Source organism: Streptomyces sp. NPDC002018, from assembly GCF_042890865.1.
In the GTDB taxonomy this organism is placed as follows: Bacteria; Actinomycetota; Actinomycetes; order Streptomycetales; family Streptomycetaceae; genus Streptomyces.
Genome location: NZ_JBIASO010000008.1, coordinates 221,605 through 240,218, shown reverse-complemented (window position 1 = coordinate 240,218; position 18,614 = coordinate 221,605). Strand labels below are relative to the sequence as shown.

17 protein-coding genes and 1 pseudogene are annotated in these 18,614 nt (G+C 70.2%); 8 read left to right on the top strand and 10 right to left on the bottom strand.

Annotated features, from left to right (window positions below):
- Positions 1–98: 98 nt before the first annotated feature.
- On the bottom strand, positions 99–1,136 hold the full coding sequence (locus ACFYYH_RS15900) for an NAD-dependent epimerase/dehydratase family protein (protein ID WP_388551193.1): 1,038 nt from the start codon (positions 1,134–1,136) through the stop codon (positions 99–101).
- Between the two features lie 84 nt (positions 1,137–1,220).
- Entirely contained in the window at positions 1,221–1,937 is a 717-nt protein-coding gene (locus tag ACFYYH_RS15895; RefSeq protein ID WP_388550968.1) for a lysophospholipid acyltransferase family protein, read from the bottom strand.
- Between the two features lie 275 nt (positions 1,938–2,212).
- On the opposite strand from ACFYYH_RS15895, the gene ACFYYH_RS15890 reads away from it, so the two are divergent.
- Positions 2,213–3,163 carry an AraC family transcriptional regulator gene (locus tag ACFYYH_RS15890; RefSeq protein ID WP_388550967.1) on the top strand — a complete coding sequence of 317 codons (951 nt, stop codon included), beginning with the start codon at positions 2,213–2,215 and terminating at the stop codon, positions 3,161–3,163.
- A 63-nt stretch (positions 3,164–3,226) separates the two neighbouring features.
- Here ACFYYH_RS15890 and ACFYYH_RS15885 read toward each other — a convergent pair whose 3' ends face one another.
- Positions 3,227–4,753 carry a GMC family oxidoreductase gene (locus ACFYYH_RS15885; RefSeq protein WP_388550965.1) on the bottom strand — a complete coding sequence of 509 codons (1,527 nt, stop codon included), beginning with the start codon at positions 4,751–4,753 and terminating at the stop codon, positions 3,227–3,229.
- Positions 4,754–5,006: 253 nt separating this feature from the next.
- Here ACFYYH_RS15885 and ACFYYH_RS15880 point away from each other — a divergent pair, with 253 nt between their 5' ends.
- On the top strand, positions 5,007–6,038 hold the full coding sequence (locus tag ACFYYH_RS15880; RefSeq protein ID WP_388550964.1) for a medium chain dehydrogenase/reductase family protein: 1,032 nt from the start codon (positions 5,007–5,009) through the stop codon (positions 6,036–6,038).
- Positions 6,039–6,095: 57 nt separating this feature from the next.
- Here the strand turns inward: ACFYYH_RS15880 and ACFYYH_RS15875 are convergent, their stop codons facing one another.
- On the bottom strand, positions 6,096–6,734 hold the full coding sequence (locus tag ACFYYH_RS15875) for an NADPH-dependent F420 reductase (RefSeq protein WP_388550962.1): 639 nt from the start codon (positions 6,732–6,734) through the stop codon (positions 6,096–6,098).
- A gap of 111 nt (positions 6,735–6,845) precedes the next feature.
- Between ACFYYH_RS15875 and ACFYYH_RS15870 the strand changes: the two are divergent.
- Positions 6,846–7,193 (top strand): annotated as a pseudogene (locus tag ACFYYH_RS15870) (winged helix-turn-helix transcriptional regulator); the annotation flags it as partial.
- A gap of 276 nt (positions 7,194–7,469) precedes the next feature.
- On the opposite strand, the gene ACFYYH_RS15865 reads toward ACFYYH_RS15870, so the two are convergent.
- The 3 genes from ACFYYH_RS15865 to ACFYYH_RS15855 all read right to left on the bottom strand — a co-directional run bounded on the left by ACFYYH_RS15865 (position 7,470) and on the right by ACFYYH_RS15855 (position 10,049).
- On the bottom strand, positions 7,470–8,201 hold the full coding sequence (locus ACFYYH_RS15865; RefSeq protein WP_388550960.1) for a peptidase inhibitor family I36 protein: 732 nt from the start codon (positions 8,199–8,201) through the stop codon (positions 7,470–7,472).
- Positions 8,202–8,501: 300 nt separating this feature from the next.
- Positions 8,502–8,894, bottom strand: a complete 393-nt coding sequence (locus ACFYYH_RS15860; RefSeq protein WP_388551191.1) for an SCO5389 family protein — start codon at positions 8,892–8,894, stop codon at positions 8,502–8,504.
- Between the two features lie 54 nt (positions 8,895–8,948).
- Positions 8,949–10,049: an ATP-binding protein gene (locus ACFYYH_RS15855; RefSeq protein ID WP_388550959.1), complete on the bottom strand. Its 1,101-nt coding sequence runs from the start codon at positions 10,047–10,049 to the stop codon at positions 8,949–8,951.
- 395 nt (positions 10,050–10,444) lie between these two features.
- Between ACFYYH_RS15855 and alsS the strand changes: the two genes are divergently transcribed.
- The 5 genes from alsS (at position 10,445) to ACFYYH_RS15830 (ending at position 15,988) form a co-directional block, all read left to right on the top strand.
- Positions 10,445–12,124 (top strand): acetolactate synthase AlsS, encoded by a 1,680-nt coding sequence (gene alsS, locus ACFYYH_RS15850; RefSeq protein WP_388550958.1) that lies wholly within the window; start codon positions 10,445–10,447, stop codon positions 12,122–12,124.
- 154 nt (positions 12,125–12,278) lie between these two features.
- Positions 12,279–13,094 (top strand): acetolactate decarboxylase, encoded by an 816-nt coding sequence (gene budA, locus ACFYYH_RS15845; protein ID WP_388550957.1) that lies wholly within the window; start codon positions 12,279–12,281, stop codon positions 13,092–13,094.
- Between the two features lie 267 nt (positions 13,095–13,361).
- Positions 13,362–14,177, top strand: a complete 816-nt coding sequence (locus ACFYYH_RS15840) for an SAM-dependent methyltransferase (RefSeq protein WP_388550955.1) — start codon at positions 13,362–13,364, stop codon at positions 14,175–14,177.
- A gap of 379 nt (positions 14,178–14,556) precedes the next feature.
- Positions 14,557–14,727 carry a hypothetical protein gene (locus tag ACFYYH_RS15835; protein ID WP_388550953.1) on the top strand — a complete coding sequence of 57 codons (171 nt, stop codon included), beginning with the start codon at positions 14,557–14,559 and terminating at the stop codon, positions 14,725–14,727.
- 58 nt (positions 14,728–14,785) lie between these two features.
- Positions 14,786–15,988 (top strand): SPFH domain-containing protein, encoded by a 1,203-nt coding sequence (locus tag ACFYYH_RS15830; protein ID WP_388550951.1) that lies wholly within the window; start codon positions 14,786–14,788, stop codon positions 15,986–15,988.
- 173 nt (positions 15,989–16,161) lie between these two features.
- On the opposite strand, the gene ACFYYH_RS15825 is transcribed toward ACFYYH_RS15830, so the two are convergent.
- From ACFYYH_RS15825 to ACFYYH_RS15815, 3 genes are all read right to left on the bottom strand, one after another.
- A complete protein-coding gene (locus tag ACFYYH_RS15825) occupies positions 16,162–16,320 on the bottom strand; it encodes a hypothetical protein (RefSeq protein ID WP_388550949.1) in 159 nt (52 codons plus the stop codon).
- A 63-nt stretch (positions 16,321–16,383) separates the two neighbouring features.
- Positions 16,384–17,334: a cytochrome c oxidase assembly protein gene (locus ACFYYH_RS15820; protein ID WP_388550947.1), complete on the bottom strand. Its 951-nt coding sequence runs from the start codon at positions 17,332–17,334 to the stop codon at positions 16,384–16,386.
- Between the two features lie 219 nt (positions 17,335–17,553).
- Positions 17,554–18,579 (bottom strand): 6-phosphofructokinase, encoded by a 1,026-nt coding sequence (locus tag ACFYYH_RS15815; RefSeq protein WP_388550946.1) that lies wholly within the window; start codon positions 18,577–18,579, stop codon positions 17,554–17,556.
- Positions 18,580–18,614 lie beyond the last annotated feature (35 nt).

Here is an 18,614-nt window from a genome sequence, read left to right as displayed (position 1 = left end):
CCCCTCTCCTTTTCCCGCCCTTCCCCGCGCGGTCTCTGCCAAGCCCTGTGATCCACGAAGACCGACCGGACAGCACCTGAAGACCGACCGGACAGCACCTAACGGGCGCCCCGGCCCCGGTCGTACTCCGCCAGCCACGCGTCCTCCGCCGCGTAGTCGAAGAGAGCGTCGCGCCCGTAGTTCGCGGCCATCTTGGGGAACGCGTCCGCCCAGTCCCGGCCGCGCAGCCGCCCGGCCAGCCAGTCGACCGTCTCCGGCAGCGACTCGGCGTAGCCGGTGACCGGCCGGTAGTCCAACTCCCGCCCGGCGGCGGCCAGGTCATAGACGACGGGGTGCTCGACGGCCCAGGGGTGGTCCCCGACGGTCCCCTCCGGCGGCCCGTCCAGCAGCACCGTCTCCGTCTCCCGGCCCAGCACCGCGTCGATCTCCGCGCCGATCTCCGCGACGGTGGGCGTCTGCGGATCCCCGGCGTTGAGCACCCGGGAGCCGGGCTTCAGCGCGGCGAGCCGGATCAGCTCGGCCAGATTGGCCACATGGACGGGATGGAAACGGCTGCGGCCGCCGTACGCCAGCACCCGCCGCGTCCGGCCGTCCAGCAGCCGCTTGACGAAGTACAGCTCGCGCGGCGTGCGGCAGTACGGGCCGTGGATCGCCCCCGCCCGCAACAGGGTCACCGGCAGCGCGTCGCCCGCGCCGAGGAGCTCACGCTCCAGCAGCACCTTCCTCGTGCTGTACGTCGTGTCCCCCGGGGCCACGGTGCGCCAGGTCTCCGGGATCGGCACCGGATAACGCGGACCGCCGTCCGGCTCGCCCTGGGTGTCGAACCCGCGGCCCCGGTCGTCCTCGTACACCGAGCCGGTCGAGACGACGACCGCGGAGCCGATCCGGTCCGCGAGTCCGGTGAGCTGACGGGCGTGTTCCTGTCCGAAGGCCACCAGGTCGACGACCACATCGCGGCCGTCGCCCAGCAGCGCGGCCAGCGCCGTGCCGTCCTCGCGGTCCAGCGGCACCGCCCGTACCTCACCGGGCCAGTGCTCGTCCCTGCCGCCGCCGAGCGAGGCGGCGGTCACCTCCCAGCCGTCCTCGGCGAGCGCCTGTACGGCCACCCGCCCCGTCTGTCCCGCCGCACCGATCACCACTGCGTGTCCCCTGCTCATACGGGGACGCTAAAGGGATGCGGCGGCGGGCGCCCAGGGCTTTCGCCGGTGGCGGATCCGCTGTCAGCGTGGCCGCCGCCGGAACTTCCGCGCCGGCTCGGTCTTCGCCTGCTCGGCCTTCACCTCGGCGGCGTACCGGTCGACGTACTCCTGCCCGGACAGTCCGAGGATCGCGTACATGATCTCGTCGGTGACCGCGCGGACCGCGGCCTTCTCGTTCTCCAGACCGGCGTAGCGCGAGAACTCCAGCGGCTCACCGAAGCGGATCGCGACCCTTCTGATCCGGGGGACGACCTGACCGGGCGGCTGGATCTCGAACGTACCGACCATGGCGCACGGCACCACCGGCACCTGCGCCCTGATCGCCATCACCGCGACCCCGACCTTGCCCTTGTAGAGCCGTCCGTCGTGCGAGCGGGTGCCCTCCGGATAGATCCCCAGCAGCTCGTCCTTGGCCAGCACCCCCAGCCCCTCCCGGATCGCCGCCCGCCCGGCCTCCTTCCCCGAGCGGTCCACCGGGATCTGCCCGGCGCTGCGGAAGAAGAACGCGGTCAGCCGCCCCTTGAGACCGGGACCGGTGAAGTACTCGGCCTTGGCGAGGAAGGTGATGCGCCGTTTGAGGATCGCCGGCATCAGGAAGTGGTCGGAGAAGGAGAGGTGATTGCCCGCGACGATCGCCGCGCCTTCGGCCGGAATGTGTTCGAGCCCCTCGATCCGGGGCCGGAAGAGCACCCGCAGCAGGGGCCCCAGCAGCACATATTTGAGGACGTAGTAGAACACGGGTGCGCTCCTCACTGGCCCGACCGGCTCCAGGACGGCATTGTCCCAGGTCAACCGGGTTCCCGGCGGAGGCAAGTGTATGTGCAGGTGTCGTCCGTTGTAACCGTCCCCAGGGGGACAGGTCGAGTGGCCGCGCACCGATATCCGGCGTGCCGTGGTGCCGGAAGACGACGAGGCGGCTGCGTTCGACAATGGTGAGATCGCATAGAATTATGATGATTGAGTGTTTTTCTGACGATCGCGCCGGACGGTAGGGCGACAGGGAGGAAGTCCCCATGAGGGCCGCGGCGGTCGGCCGCGAGCAGGCCGAGAGACTGGAGCATCTGGGGTCCCGGGTGTTCGCACCGCTCCGTGTCGTCCCGGACGGCGACGACGGGGATTTCCGCGGCACGCTGCGGCACGCGACCGCGGGGGATGTCGTCGTGACCCGGGTCCGCGCCACGGCCTGCGAGGTGAGGCGCGCGCCCGGGCTCATCGGCTCCGACGACCAGGAACTCGTCAAAGTCACCCTGCGCGGTCGTGGTCAGGTGGGCATCGAGCAGGACGGCCGGCGCTGTCTGCTGGGTCCTGACGAGCTGGTCGCCTACGAGACCGTCCGGCCGTACGTGCTGCGCTTCACCGAGCCGGCCGATCTTGTGGTCCTCGGCATACCGCGCACACTGCTGGGACCGTACCTCGGCCAGGTGGCAGGCCGGACCGCCTGCGCCGTACCCGCCGACTCGGGTGCGCATCGGCTGGCGGCGACGCTGCTCCGGGACGCGGCCGACGACCTGGAGGGTCTCGCTCGCGACAACGGTCCGCACCTCGCCGACGCTCTGGTCTCCCTCGCGCTGTCCGCGATCGCCGGTCCGTCGGTCGCGCCACCCGGTCAGGAACTCGCCGACCGGGTGCTGGCCTACTGTCTGCGCCGTCTCTCCGATCCGTGCCTGTGCGCGGAGTCGGTGGCCGCGGAGCACCGGATCTCGGTGCGTTATCTGTACAAGATCCTGGAGCCGCGTGACATCAGGCTGTCGGCCTGGATCCGCAGCCGCCGGATGGAACGGATCAGGCACGATCTCAGCGATCCTGCGCTGGGCCACCGCGGCGCCTCCGTGATCGCCGCGGACTGGGGCGTCCTGGACGCCACCCACCTCAGCCGCACACTGCGTGCCGAGTACGGACAGAGCGCGGCCGAGATCAGACGATCCGCGCGGGTACGCGGCGCCGGCCTCCGGCCGCGGGAGTGACGCCGGTTCCGGGCGGGCCCGGCCGGCGCGACCGGGTCGCCGCATTCAGCGTTCCGGCCGGCTTCAGGCGTCGGAGAGGATGAGGTCCGCGGCTTTCTCGCCGATCATCATCGACGGCGCGTGCGTGTTGCCGGACGGAATGGCCGGCATGACCGAGGCGTCCGCGATGCGCAGCGACCGCACTCCGTGGACCCGCAGCTCCGGGTCCACGACGGACATCGCGTCCTGGCCCATGCGGCAGGTGCCGACCTGGTGGTGGTAGGTGCCGGCGGCGCTCCGTACGTACGCACGCAGATCGTCACGGGTCCTGGCCGCAGGGCCGGGAGCGATCTCCGCCTTGCGCCATTCGCGGAACGCCGAGGAATGGCCGATCTCGCGGCAGATCTCCACCGCGTCCACCAGCCTCTCCAGGTCGTGCGGGGCCTCCAGCACATGCGGATCGACCAGCGGCGCGCGCTCCGGATCGGCGGCAGCGAGCCGCAGGCGTCCTCGGGACAGGGGCCGGACGATGCCGGGGGCGATGGTGTATCCGTGCTCGGGCACCGGATAGCCCTCCGCCGGATACACGCGATGGATGAAGACCGGCTGGAGGTCGGGTCCGAGCAGCCGTGGGTCGCTCTTGCAGTAGAGCTGACTCTCCATCATGTTGTATCTGCCCGCAGGCAGCGGCCTCGTCGACTCGTAGATGTTCGAGACCAGGAGGTGGTCGTGCAGGTTCTCTCCCACGCCCGGCACGTCATGTCTGACCTCGATGCCCATCTCCCTGAGGTGTCCGGCCGGACCGATCCCCGACAGCAGGAGCAGCTTGGGCGAGCCGATGACACCGGCGCTGAGCACCACCTCGGCGGAGGCGTAGGCCCGGCGCGGCTCACCGCGCACGCTGTACTCGACTCCGACGGCCCGGCGGCCGTCGAAGAGGACGCGGTGCGCCTGGGCGAGCGTGGTCACGGTGAGCGCGGGACGTTCCTGGACCGGCGTCATGAAGGACCGCCAGGTCGACACGCGCCTGCCGTCCCGCATGGTGAGCTGGTTGAATCCCGCGCCCAGCGGGTGCTCTCCGTTGAAGTCGTCGGTCTTCGGGAAGCCGCTGGAGACGGCCGCGTCGACGAACGCCGCCGCCATGGGGTGAGGGTCCTGGATCCGGCAGACCGGCTGAGGACCTTCCGCTCCATGCCACCGGCTCGCTCCGTCCTCGTGGTCCTCGGACTTCAGGAAGTACGGGAAGACGCTCTCCCAGTCCCAGCCGGTCGCGCCGCCGTAGCTCCAGTCGTCGTAGTCGCTCCGGACTCCGCGCATATAGATCATGCCGTTCACCGACGCGCAGCCGCCCAGGACCTTGCCTCTGGGCATCCGCAGGGAACGGTCCTTCGCGTGCCTCTGCGGAACCGTCCGCACCGCCCAGTCGAGCTCGCTGTCGAACAGGGCGGGCCAGGAGGAGGGGCTGTGCACCGATTCACTGGTGTCTTCCGGCCCGGCCTCCAGAATGTGGACGCTATGGCCACGGTCGAGCAACCGCCGTGCGATCACACTGCCCGATGAACCGGCTCCCACGACGACATATTCGTGCTCCACCCGCTTGAGCTCCGACATCGTCCGCTCCTTTCCGGGGCTCGTTCCTCGTTACCTCCGACGGTAGGCGGCGGAGAGCAGGGGAACGCGCCTCGGGGCGCACACGTACTCGCCAATACGAGCACGGCTCCCTGGTTTCTGCGTACGTGGCTACGCCTTCACGATTTCGTTAGAAGGTGTCACTGAATCTATTGACACTCACTTCGCGATCGCGTTATAACTTCTAACGAACGCGAAGCTTGGTAACGCGACAGTGAGTGCAGTGGAGGCCGTCATGAACGCCGAAGGACTTGTCGAGGTCGTCCTGCCGGGCAGGGTGGAGCCGGAAGGCCTTCAGATCCGGCACGGAGCCGTCCCCACCCCGGGGCCGGGGCAGGTCGTGATCCGGATGGAGGCGACCGGGATCTCCTTCGCCGAGCAGCAGATGCGCCGCGGCCGGTACTACGACCAGCCGGCGTTCCCCTTCGTGCCCGGCTACGACCTGGTCGGTACGGTGCTGGCGACCGGCGAGGGTGTCGGACCGGGCCTGGCCGGCACCCGGGTGGCCGCGCTGGTCAAGACCGGCGGCTGGGCCAGCCATGTGAGCGTGGACGCGGCGGACGTGGTGAAGGTCCCCGACGGGGTCGGCGCGGCGGAGGCCGAGACCGTGGTGGTCAACGGCATCACCGCCTGGCAGATGCTGCACCGCACGGCACGTATCCGCGCGGGACAGACCATTGTGGTGCACGGCGCCAACGGCGGCGTCGGCTCGGTCCTGGTCCAGCTCGCGCGGGTCGCGGGCGTGAAGGTGATCGGCACGGCGTCGGCGCGCCACCACGACTCCCTGCGGGAACGGGGCGTCCTCCCCGTCGACTACCGCGCCGGAGACATGCCCGCGCGGATCCGCGAGCTCGCCCCCGGTGGCGTCGACGCCGTCTTCGACCATGTCGGTGGCCGGGGCATCGTCGACTCCTGGCGCCTCCTCGCGCCCGGCGGCACGCTCGTCTCCTACGGCAGCGCCTCCACCCGGGACGACGAGGGATCCAAGCAGTGGCCCGTCCTCAAGCTGCTCGGCCGGGTGTGGCTGTGGAACGTGCTGCCCAACCGCCGCCGTGCCTACTTCTTCAATGTCTGGGCCGGCCGGGCCCTCGCGAAGAACCGGTTCCGGGCCCGGTTGTCCGCCGATCTCACGCAGGTCTTCGCGGCCCTGGAGCGCGGTGACATCACGCCCCGGATCGCCGCCGAGCTGCCCCTCGCCCGTATCGCCGACGCCCTGCGGCTGGCCGAATCCGGCACCGTCGCAGGAAAGGTCGTACTGAACCCGTAGCGCGTCCGCGGCCGCCACCACGACGCGCCGGCCGGGGAGCCCCGCGTTCTCCGGGTCTCATCGGGCGACGGCCATGCCGAAGGGTATGGGCCCCAGCGCACGGACAAGGCTGCCGACCATCAGCACGAACGCCTCGGGCACCCGGGCGGTCGTCACATCCCCGAGGTCGATGATCCACTCCGGCGGCCAGCCCAGTCCGGCGAGCAGGGCGCCGACGGCCCTCTTGGCATCGGCATCGTTCCCGGACACGAAGACGGAGGGAGCGACGGTCAGTTGGGACGGGTCGGCCATGAGGGAGTCGTGCATGGTGTTGAGGGTCTTCACCACGCGTACGTCGGGCAGCGCCCGCTGGATCTCCTCGGCCAGGCTGCTGCCCGGATACAGGGGGACCGAGGCGAAGCCGTCGGAGCCGGATTCCGCGGCGTTGGCGATGTCGACCAGGATCTTGCCCGTCAGCCGTGACGCGAGGCCGGTGAGTACCTCCAGCGACGCCGAGCCGGGCGTGGCGTTGATGACCACCTCGGCCGAACCGGCGGCGTCCCGCAGGCCGGTGACGCGTATTCCGGAACCGTCCCAGCCGGCGGATGTCTTCTGCGGGTTCCGGGAACCCACGAGGACCTCGTGCCCCGCGTGGTGCAGTGCGCCGGCGAGGGTTCGGGCCACATTGCCGGAGCCGAGGACGCCGATCGTCGTCATGGTGTGTTCGCTCCTTGGTCGGAGAGGGGGCGCTCACGACCGACGTTAGGCGGGGCTACGGTGGAGAAGGAGTACGCACTTCAAGGTGGCCGACGCACGCGAAGGGATGCCATGACCACGCGCACCGCCGCGCAGCGACACGCGGAGGCCCGCCTCTCGCACCAGGCCCGCTTTGCCAGTTGCCCCACCAACCGGCTTCTGGAGCGCATGGGGGAGAAGTGGGTCGCTCTCGTCTTCAAGGAGCTGGCCGAGGGCCCGCGCCGCTACGGCGAGCTGGCGCGTGCCGTCGCGGGAGCGAGCCAGAAGATGCTGACGCAGACTTTGCGCCGCCTCGAACGCGACGGTCTGCTCTCCCGCACCGTGACCCCGGCCGTGCCGGTGCGCGTGGACTACGAGCTGACCCCACTGGGGCAGAGTCTGGTGCCCGTCCTTCAGGCCGTGACGCGCTGGGCCGAGCAGAACATCGAACAGATCGACGTCGCTCGCGAGGCGCACGACGCCCGGTACCGCCGACGGTCGGCACCGTCGAACGGCCGGCTCCGGCGGGCGCCCGCCCCGGCTCTGATCCTCTCGGCGTCCCTGCGACGCCCGTATGACTCGGTGCGCCGGTCGACTCGGTGCGCCTGTGCGGAGAAACGGGTGCGGAGAAGCCGGTGCGGAGACGACAGCACCAAGCGCCCGACGGGGGTTTCCCGGTCGGGCGCCTGTCGGGTGTCTTACGGGCCGGGTGCCGGATCAGCCCAGTTGCTGGGCGTGCAGACCGGTGAGACGTTCGTGGGCGGGGTCCTCGTCGGGATGGAGGACCTGGATGTCGATGGGGAGGGCCGCCCCGGGATCGACGCTGTGTCCGCCGCCCTTGGGGGAGCCGAGCAGGACGGCGCCGTCGGTGCCGTCGCGGAGGATCTCGCCCCAGAAGGCGTCGATGAAGCTCTTGGACAGCGTGGTTCCCTCCGGCAGGTCACCGAAGCCCACGGCCCACTTGATGACGCGGGTGTCCTCGGCGTGCATCGTGAGCCGGTAGGAGTAGATGTGCCCCGCGCCCTCCGCCCAGTGGCCCCGCAGCTCCTGGTCGACCCGCAGGTTCCCCACGAAGCGGGCCGCCAGCGCCGACTGGGCCTGGTCGTTCCAGGAGCCGTTCGGACTCCCGGCCATGGGGATCCCCCGCAGATCGGCGATCGAGCCGCCCCGCTCCACCGGCAGTGAGTGCCCCTGCTGGTCGGCGGCCGAGAAGAGCGCGTTGTCCTCGGTGGTGTTGTTGACGACGGCACTCACCCCGTCACCGCTGTGGTCGAACCCGTAGGTGGAGAAGTCGTTGACGTGCGCGCCCGTCGGGATGGCGAGGATCTTGTCGCCACGCCCCGGGGTCTGACCCGCGTTGAAGTTGCTGCCCCGGTAGAGACAGAAGCTCCCCTCGGGGCAGGCCTCGGCACCCTGGCCGTAGATCAGTTCTGGTTCGTTGTCGCTCACTGCGCTCCCTTGACCGTTGACGGCTGACGCGGCTGCCCGGAGCCCGGCCACCGTGGCCGGTCCCGGGCAGCCGCCGGGTTCTGCGGACCGTGGCTGTCCCGGACGGTGTTCGAGGGCGGAGCCCAGCACATCGCGACGACGGGACGACGTATCGGCCGTCGCCACACTATGCGACAGATGTGTAACTCACCGTAGTGACACGTGCCTCCGGGGCAGGTCTGCCCGTATCTCTGCCGATCGATGGCGTCCGGTCCGCGCGGGGCCCGTACCCGGGCCCGTGTGATCCGCGGACCGGCGGGTTCAGCAGTCGCGGAACTCGGGCGACTGGTTGAGGATCTGCGAGCGCAGGGAGGTGAACCGGACGTGCGCGCGGCCGCCGACCGCCTCGGGGCGGAAGACGGCGACCCGGTGGCAGTTCATGAAGGCCAGGGTCACCCCGAAGTGCCGTTCCAGGCTGCCGCGGATCGCGTCGCTGGACAACGCCCGCAGAAGCTGGCCGCGGTCCTTCTCCGAGGGCGGCGGGGTGTGGTTGTCGGCGAAGTCGGCGGAACCGGACCGCAGTTCGTCGACCAGCCCGGCGATGAGCTGGTACGCGTACGGGAGTGAGCCGCGCACGGTGTCCACGAAATCCTTCTCGCGGACCTCGCCCTGTTCGGCGTCGGCGAGCAGTTCGGGGGAGACGTCGAGTGACATGACGAGGGTGTCCTCTCGGTTGCTGTTCATGGGGTGGGGGGTCGGCGGTGCCCGTCAGACCGTGGACATCGCGGCGGCCGTGGGCATCACGGCGGGTGAGGACGTCAGGGCGTCCGGGCCGTGCCGGAAGTCCGGGTCGATCTGCGTGGCGAGGTCGATGCCCGTGGCCTGGTTGGCCCAGGCCCTGGCGTTGCGCAGATGGAACTCGACGGCATGCTTCTGGAAGGCGGCCCAGTCCTTCGTACGGGCGTCGAGCGCGGAGCGCATCACGTCCAGCGCGTGCCGGTTGTGCGCCTCCAGGTCCCCCCGGGCCCGCCCCTGCTCCTGGGCCCGTACGAACGACGACTGCTCGCAGTGGGTCAGAAGGTCGTCACCGACATGCTCCTTGAGGAAGAGCAGATCGTCCTCACCGGTGACCTTGTTGCCGACGACCGCCAGAGGAATCCCGAACTCGCGTGCGTGGTCGCGGTACTGGCGGTGGACCGAGACGCCCTTGCGGGTGGGCTCGGCGACCAGGACCGTCAGATCGAACCGTGTGAACAGACCCGAGGCGAACGCGTCCGCGCCCGCCGTCATGTCGACCACGACATACTCGCCGGGGCCGTCCACGAGATGGTTGAGATACAGCTCCACCGCGCCGAGCTTGGAGTGGTAGCAGGCCACGCCCAGATCGCTCTCGTCGAACTCTCCGGTCACCATCAGCGGAACCCCGCCCACCTCCTGTACATGGCGGGTGTGCACCGGGTCGTCGCCGAGCAGGCGCAGCAGGGTGGAGCCCCGGCCGGGCGGGGTGGTCTTGATCATGGCCTCCCGCGAGCCGATGAGCGGATTTTCGCCCCGCAGAGTGTCCTTGATCTCGCCGAGGTGCGCACTGAGCGGTGGGGCGGTGAAGGAGCCGTCCCCGGCGGAGCCGCCCTCGGGGGAGCCGCCCACACGTGAGCCGCCCACACGTGGGCCGCCCATACGCGAGCCGCCCATACGCGAGCCGTCCTGCCCGGAGTCGGGCGCACCGGCGCCGAGAGCATCGGCGAGATGCTGGTTGATGTCGCCGTCGATGGCGAGGACGGGCGCGCCGGAGCGCGCGAGATGACGGGAGAAGAGAGCCGACAGGGTGGTCTTGCCGCTGCCGCCCTTTCCGGCGAACGCGACACGCATCAGTGGGCCGTTCTATTGGAAATGAATGTCATGTCGCTAGGTCTAGTGGCGTGTCTGAGTGCCTGTCAAATCGCGGCTCACTCAACTGGGTGGCTGGTGAAGAGGGTTGGGTGCCGGCACGTCAGGGGCGGTTGGCGGCCGGATCCGGCCGGGTCGGGGGGGATCCCCCCCCCGGGTGGCCGGCCGGGTTCTCCCGGTGAGGGCGAGACTGGCGGCCTTCCGTGATCGAGCGGATTCTTTACGTGACCGTACGGGCGGTCGAAGCGCCCAAGATGTGACCACTTGGCCCGCAAAATACAGTGGGACGAACGAAGCGAGGGCGCGCGGAGCAGCACAGGCGGAGGGGAAGCGGAAGAGAAGCGGAGGGGCAGGACGCGCGCGGAGAGGACGTCGCCATGAGCGGGAAGCGCGCGGATCCGGTACGCAGCGCGCAGCGGGCGGTCGAGACGGTGCGGGCGCAGGGAGTTCCGTATGTCTTCGGGGTCCCGGGAGCGAAGATAGACGCCGTCTACGACGTACTGGCCGACATGGGACCGCGGTTGGTGGTCTGCCGGCATGAGCAGAACGCCGTGTTCATGGCGGCGGCGATGGGCAGGCTGACCGGTATTCCGGGGGTGGTCCTGGTGACCTCCGGTCCCGGTACGGCCAATCTCGCCACCGGTCTGCTGACCGCGAATACCGAGCAGGACTCCGTCGTGGCCCTGTGCGGCGCGGTCGGCCGGGAGGACAGACTCAAGCGGACGCACCAGTCGATGGACGCCGCCACGCTGCTCAGGACGGTGACCAAGTTCACCGGTGAGGTCAACGATCCCGACAATGTGCCGGAGACGGTCGTCAACGCGTTCCGGGCCGCCACCACGGAGCCGCGGGGATCGGCCGCGGTGATCCTGCCGTCCGACGTCCTGGCGGCCCCGACCACCGCCGGGATCAGCCGACTGCTGCCCGTACCGTCGCTCGGCCCCGCCCCGGTGGAGACGATCTGGCAGGCGGCCGATCTCATCCGCGGCGCGCGGCGGCCGGTCCTGCTGGTGGGGACCCGGGCCGCGGACCCAGGAAGCTGCGCCGCGCTGCGGGCGCTGGTCGTGGAGACCGGGCTCCCGGTGGTCGAGACGTTCCAGGCGGCCGGCGTCATGTCCCGCGACCTGGAACGGTATTACGTCGGCCGGGTCGGTCTCTTCCGCAATCAGCCGGGTGATGCCGTCGTGGCCGAGGCGGATGTCCTGGTCACCGTCGGATACGACCCCGTCGAGTACGACCCGGTCCTGTGGAACACCGATGTGGACCGTACGGTCGTGCACATCGACTCGATCCCGGCGGCGGTCGACAACCACTACCAGCCGACGCTGGAACTGCGCGGCGCGGTGGCCGCGACGCTCACCGAACTGGTGAAGCCGCTGGCCGGACTGGTCCGGGGCGAGGCGTACCAGGCCGGTATCGCCCGTCGCCGGCGGGAGCTGGCCGAGATCGACGAGAGGGCCCGCGCCGCCGTCCCCACGGGCGACGGGCTCAACCCGGTGGCCGTCGTCCTGGGTCTGCGCGACGCGCTGGACGAGGACGCCACCGTCACCTGCGACATCGGATCGGTGTATATCCATATGGCCCGTCACTTCCGGGTCCACGAGCCGCGGCACCTGCTGTTCTCCAACGGGCAGCAGACGCTCGGCGTGGGCCTGCCCTGGGCCATGGCGGCCAGTATGGTGCGCCCCGGCACCCAGGTGGTCTCCGTATCGGGCGACGGCGGATTCCTCTTCTCCGGGCAGGAGTTGGAGACCGCTGTGCGGCTCGGGCTGACCTTCACGCATGTACTGATGCGGGACAACACCTACGACATGGTCGGCTTCCAGGAACTGCTGAAGTACGGCAGGAAGTCGGGCGTCCGGCTCGGCGACTACGACCTCGTGAAGTACGCCGAGGCGTTCGGGGCGCACGGCTGCCGGGTCACGACCCAGGACGAGTTCACCTCGGCACTGCGCCGGGCGCTCGCGGAGGAGGGGCCCTCCCTCATCGATGTGCCGGTGGACTACAGCCACAACACCGAACTGGCCGCCCAGCTCCACGACGACGTCTTCGAATGACCGGGACGGCGGCTTCGCATGACCGACCACGGCGACCGGGCAGGGCGACCGGGCAGGGCGACCGGGCACGGTGCCCCCGTACGAGGACCCGCTACGGGGCCCCCGTACGACGACCGAGTCCGGTGACCTCGGCAGCACAGGAGAGCGGGCAGACATGACTGCGTCCGACCACCACGCCTCGACAGAGCGGTTCCGGCGCTGGGCGCGCACGATGATCGCGCACCGTCTCGGGGACCCGGCGCTCCGCCGCCGGGCCCGTCCCGCCCGCGAGATCTATCAGTCGTCCACGATGGGCGCCCTGCTCGACGGGGTCTACGAAGGGGATGTCACCATCGCCGAGTTGCTGACCCACGGCGACTTCGGTCTCGGTACGTTCAACCGGCTCGACGGCGAGATGGTCATCCTCGACGGCACCTGCTACCACCTGTGGTCGGACGGCAGCGCCGCCGTGGCCGTGCCCACGGCCCGTACGCCCTTCGCCGTCGTGACCCGGTTCGACCCCCAGGGATCCATCCGGGTCACGGAGCCGACGGAGCGGGCCGCCGTCATCGCGCTGATCGACAGGGTGATCCCCAGCGCGAATCTCGTCCACGCCATCCGGATCACCGGCGCCTTCGGTTCGGTCCGCACCCGTACGGTCATGGAGCAGACACCGCCCTATCGCCCCCTGGTCCAGGCCACCGAGGGGCAGGTGGAGAGGACCTTCACGGACACCGGGGGAACGCTCGCCGGATTCCGCTCACCCGACTACGAGCAGGGCATCTCGGTGGCCGGTTACCATCTGCACTTCCTCGACGCCGCTCGTGAGAGCGGCGGCCATGCCCTGGACTTCCGGCTGGACGAGGGCGAGATCGCCATCAGCACGGCGTCGGAGTTCCATCTGAGCCTGCCCCGGTCGGGGAAGTTCCTGGAGGCCGATCTCAGCACGGACCATCTGGGCGAGCAGATCCGGCAGACGGAAGGCGGCTGACCCCTTCACTCCGGCCCACTCCGGTCCCCCGCTCCGGCCCACTCCGGTCCCGCCGTCCTCCTCCGGTTCCGCCGTACTCGCCTCCTGGGATGCCGTGCGCCGAAGTCGGTCCGCCCATGTGGCCTGTTCATACCGTGAGAGATCACTGAGCGCTTAGACTCAGGCCAAGGCTTTGATCGGGGCCGGTCCCGGCCGCGCACCGTACGGACCGGAACTGGTACACGGGCGTCCGCCGGGCGCGGGTCCGGGTACCCGGAAGGAGTGAAGGTGGCACCGCAGGGCTCTCCGGACGACCGATTCAACACCGGCGAGGCGCATTCGGCGCGCGTCTACGACTACATCCTGGGCGGCAAGGACAACTATCCGGTCGATCAGGAGGCCGGCGACGCGATGTGTGTGGGGTGGCCCGCGCTCCCCGTCCATATGCGCGCCAACCGGGAGTTCATGCACCGCGCGGCCCGTCATCTCGCGCGGGAGGAGGGCATCCGCCAGTTCCTGGACATCGGCACAGGACTGCCCACCTCGCCCAATGTGCACGAGGTCGTGCAGGAGGAGCGCCCCGACGCCCGGGTCGTCTACGTCGACAACGACCCGATCGTGCTGGCCCACGCCCGCGCGCTGCTGACCAGCTCTCCCGAGGGCCGCACCGCGTATGTCGACGCCGACATGCGTGATCCCGAGGCGATCATCGGCTCCGAGGAGTTCCAGGAACTCCTGGATCTGAAGGAGCCCGTCGGCCTCATGATCATCGGCATTCTGCACTTCATACTCGACAGCGACGACGACCACGGTCTCGTCCGGCGTCTTCTCGACCCGCTGCCGGTGGGCAGCTTCCTGGCCATGACCATCGGCACCGCCGATTTCGCCCCGGTCGAGGTCGGCAGGGTCGCCGTCGAGTACGCCAGCCGCGGTATGCCCATGCAGCTCCGCACCCGCGCCGAGGCCGAGAGCTTCTTCGCCGGCCTCGACCTGGTCGAACCCGGGCTGACCCAGGTCCATCACTGGCGGCCCGAGCCCGGTCGGCCGCCCATCGACGACCGTGACATCGCCATGTACGGCGCGGTGGCCCGCAAGAGCCACTGATCCGCCACGCTCCCCGCCCCGGCCCCTCGCGACGGCCCGGCCCCGCCTTCTCGGCCCGGCCGGGCCGTCGCCCGTACGGCGCGGCTTGGTGTCTTCGCGGGCCCCTGAGGGGCACCCTCACCGACACGTGAGGGCACGGCGGCCTCTCCCGTCGGCACGCTCTCCTGATGCCCGCGGAGTAGTGTGAATCTATCGAGGGTATGTCGCCGTCGGCCGTTTCGCCGGGGGCGTCCTCGATGAAGGACGAGGTCGGAGGCGTGGTCCTCCAGGAGGCGTGGTCCCATGATCGCGGCTGATGAACCGGGTGTACGGACGCGGGCAACGACGTATGTGCGCGGCAGATGAATCCGAACAGAGCCCGGTCGGCGCGATCGGCAGGGTGACCGTTCCGATTCCGGCGGACGGCCCCGGTGAGGTTCTGATTTCCGTACGGGGCGGCTCCGAGGCCTACGCGGCCTGGGCGGACCACCCGGTCGGCAGAAACCTCCGTGTGATCGTCGTGGAGTGCGTCTCGGCGCGCTCGGTGATCGTGGAGCCCTTCCCCGCCTGATTTGTTCCAGATCTCATCTCAGGCAGCACCATCTGAAGTAGCACGACAGGAGTCCGTCATGCTGTTCTGGCATGTTCCCGCGCCCAACGAGGCGATGCTCATATCCGGCTCCAAACGACAGGCGCAGGACACCCAGTTCCGTATCGTCACCGGTCACGGCAGCTTTGTGATGCCCGTCAAGCAGAAGGCCCGCATGCTGTCCCTGGCCCTGCGGGAAGCGGAGATCGTCGAGGACTGCGTCACCCAGCAGGGCATCAGGCTCAGGGTCCGCGCGGTGGCGGTGTTCAAGGTCGGTGACGACGCCGTGTCCATCGCCAACGCCGCCCGCCGCTTCCTGGCGGAACAGGAACGGATGGAGGAACTGGTCGGCCGGATCTTCGCCGGTCACCTCCGCTCCATCGTCGGCGGGCTGACCGTGGAACAGATCATCCGCGAGCGTGACCGGGTCGCCCAGGAAGTGAAGCAGGGCAGCCACAGCGAGATGGAGAAGCTCGGGATCGTCGTGGACGCGCTCCAGATCCAGGAGATCGACGACGCCACCGGCTATATCGACAATCTGGCCGCCCCGCACGCGGCGGCCGTCGCGAGCCAGGCGCGGATCGCGCAGGCCAAGGCGGACCAGGAGGCGGCCGAGCGCGAGCAGCAGGCCGCCGCGCTCAAGGCCGAGTACGAACGGGACACCGCGATCAAGCGGGCCGGCTTCCACGCCGAGACGGAGCAGGTCAACGCCCGCGCCGCACAGGCGGGACCGCTGGCCGAGGCCAGGTCCTCGCAGGAGACCATCGAGGAGCAGACGGCCCTGGCCGAGCGTCAGGCGCTCCTGGCCGCACAGCGGCTGGAGGCCGAGGTCAGGCGCCCGGCCGACGCCGAGGCGTACCGCCAGCGCACCCTCGCGGAGGCCGCGCGTGACCGGGCGAGGTTCGAGGCGGACGGCGGCGCGTACACCGAGCGCACCCTCGCCCAGGCGCAGGCCGACGCGAACACCGCCCGCGCCGGCTCGCTGAAGGACGGCAACCAGGAACTCATCGCGGCCAACCGCATCGTGGAGAATCTGCCGGCGCTTGCCGAGGCGGCCTCCCGGGGCATGTCGGGGGCCAATCTGACCGTTCTGAACGGCACCGACGGGGTCAACGACATGGCGGCGGGTCTGGTCGGCCAGGGCATGGCCATCCTCGACTCGCTGAGGAACGGGACCCTCGGGGCCGCCAAGGCGTCGAGCGTGAACGGCAAGCCCTCGCTCCGCGTCACCGACTCCAACTGACCCCGGCACACCGTCGCGGGATCTCTCGACGGGCGGCCCCGGACACGGCGTAGGCCCTGTCCGGGGCCGCCCGTCGAATGTCGGAAGGGCCCGCCGGCCCGGTGCGGTGATCCGCCGGCCCGGTGTCGCCGGCGCCCGTGTCGTCAGCGTCCGTGTCGTCAGCGTCCGTGTCGTCAGCGTCCGCGTGCGGCGATCATGGCGATCGTGATCAGCCCCAGCACCACCCACCCGAACCAGAGCCATCCATTGCTGCCGAGCACCGCCGTGTAGCCCGTCACCAGGACCAGCGCACCGACGGTCACCACGCCCATCGTCTTCGTGGATCCGGACATCTGGGTCCTCCTCCGGGGGCCGGGGCCGTGACGCCCATCGTCGCCCGCGACAGGGGGTTCGCGCTACTGGCTCCGGGCCCTGAGCGAGGCGAGATACGCGTTGTACTCCGCCAGCTCCTTGTCACCGTCACGGTCGGCGGCCCGGTCGGAGCGCCGCGCCTGCCGCTGTTCCGAGCGGTACCACTGGTAGACCAGCGCGATCAGCACCAGCACCGAGGGGATCTCGCTGAACGCCCAGGCGATGCCGCCCGCCGCGTTCTGGTCGCTGAGGGCGTCGATCCCCAGCGAGCCCGGGGGATCGCGGTACGCGGCGACCATCGGCTCGGTCGCCATCATCAGCGCGATCCCGAAGAAGGCGTGGAACGGCATGCCGGCGAAGAGTTCCAGCATCCGCAGGAGATGGCCGGGCCGGTGCGGTCCCGGGTCGATGCCCATGATCGGCCAGAAGAAGACCAGACCGACCGCGAGGAAGTGCACCATCATCGCGATGTGCCCCGCCCTGGAACCCATGAGGAAGTCGAAGAGAGGGGTGAAGTACAGCCCGTACAGGCTCGCGATGAAGAGCGGGATGGTGAACGCGGGATGCGTGATGATCCGCACGTAGCGGCTGTGCAGCACCGCGAGCAGCAGCTCGCGCGGGCCCTTGCGGCCGCGGCCCGCGACCGGCAGCGCACGCAGCGCCAGCGTCACCGGGGCCCCGAGCAGCAGCAGGATCGGGGAGACCATGCTGATCACCATGTGCTGGACCATGTGCACGCTGAACATGACCATGCCGTAGTCGTTCAGCGAGGTGCACATCACCAGCGCCACGGTCAGCACGCCGAGGACGAACGCGACGGTACGGCCCACGGGCCAGGCGTCACCGCGCCGGCGCAGCCGCACCACACCCCAGCCGTACAGGGCGAGCGCCAGCAGGCAGCCGATCAGGAAGAAGAGGTCGGGGGAGTACTCCAGTGCCCGTCCCAGCGTGAACGGCGGCAGATCCATGGTCGTGCCGTGCCCGCTGTGATCCATCCGTGTGCTCCCGTGGGACGTGACCGCTCACCCCGGCCGGATTCGTGCCGGTTGTCCGCACCAGCCTAGGCCCTGCCCGGAACAGGGCGCCGTCCGCCCCCGGACCGTACGGGACGGGCCGGACAGGACGTGGAACCGCCCCCGGCCGCAACGGCGGCCGGGGGCGGTTCCACGCCTTCGTACGGGACGGGGCCCTCGCGCCCTTCCTGGGGCCCAGGGTCAGAGCACGCACTCCGCCTCGGCGTACCGCTCCGCGGGCACCGTCTTGAGCGTCTCCACGGCCTCGCCCAGCGGCACCATGACGATGTCCGTACCGCGCAGCGCCGTCAGCATGCCGAATTCGCCCCGGTGCGCGGCCTCGACCGCGTGCCAGCCGAAGCGGGTGGCCAGGACCCTGTCGTACGCCGTGGGGGTGCCACCGCGCTGGACATGCCCGAGTATCACCGGCCTGGCCTCCTTGCCGAGCCGCTCCTCCAGCTCGATGGAGAGCTGCCGGGCCACGCCCGCGAACCGCTCGTGCCCGTAGACGTCCTTGCCGCCCTCGTCGAACTCCATGGAGCCCTCGCGCGGCTTCGCGCCCTCCGCGACCACCACGATCGCGAACCGCTTGCCCGCGGAGAAGCGCTTGCCGACCAGCTCGGTCAGCTCGCCGATGTCGAAGGGGCGCTCGGGCACGACGATGGCGTGGGCACCGGCGGCCATCCCGGAGTGCAGGGCGATCCAGCCGGTGTGCCGCCCCATGACCTCGACGATCAGGACCCGCTGGTGGGACTCGGCGGTGGTCTTCAGCCGGTCCAGCGCCTCCGTGGCGACACCGACGGCCGTGTCGAAGCCGAAGGTCACATCGGTCGAGGCGATGTCGTTGTCGATGGTCTTCGGTACGCCGACGATGGGCAGCCCGGCCTCGGAGAGCAGATGGGCCGCCTTGAGGGTGCCCTCACCGCCGATCGGGATGATCGCGTCGAGACCCAGCTCCGCCACATGCCCCCTGGCCCGCTCCACACCGTCCCGCAGATGCGCGGGCTGGACCCGGGACGAGCCGAGGATCGTGCCGCCGCGCGCCAGGATGCCGGCGACGCCGTCCAGGTCGAGCTTGCGGTAGTCGCACTCCAGAAGGCCCTTCCAGCCGTCGTGGAATCCGATCACCTCGTCGCCGTGGTCCACGACGGCGCGGTGTACGACGGACCTGATCACGGCATTGAGGCCGGGGCAGTCGCCGCCTGAGGTGAGCACACCAATTCGCATTGCCCGGGATACCTTTGCAACGTGGGCCGACGGCC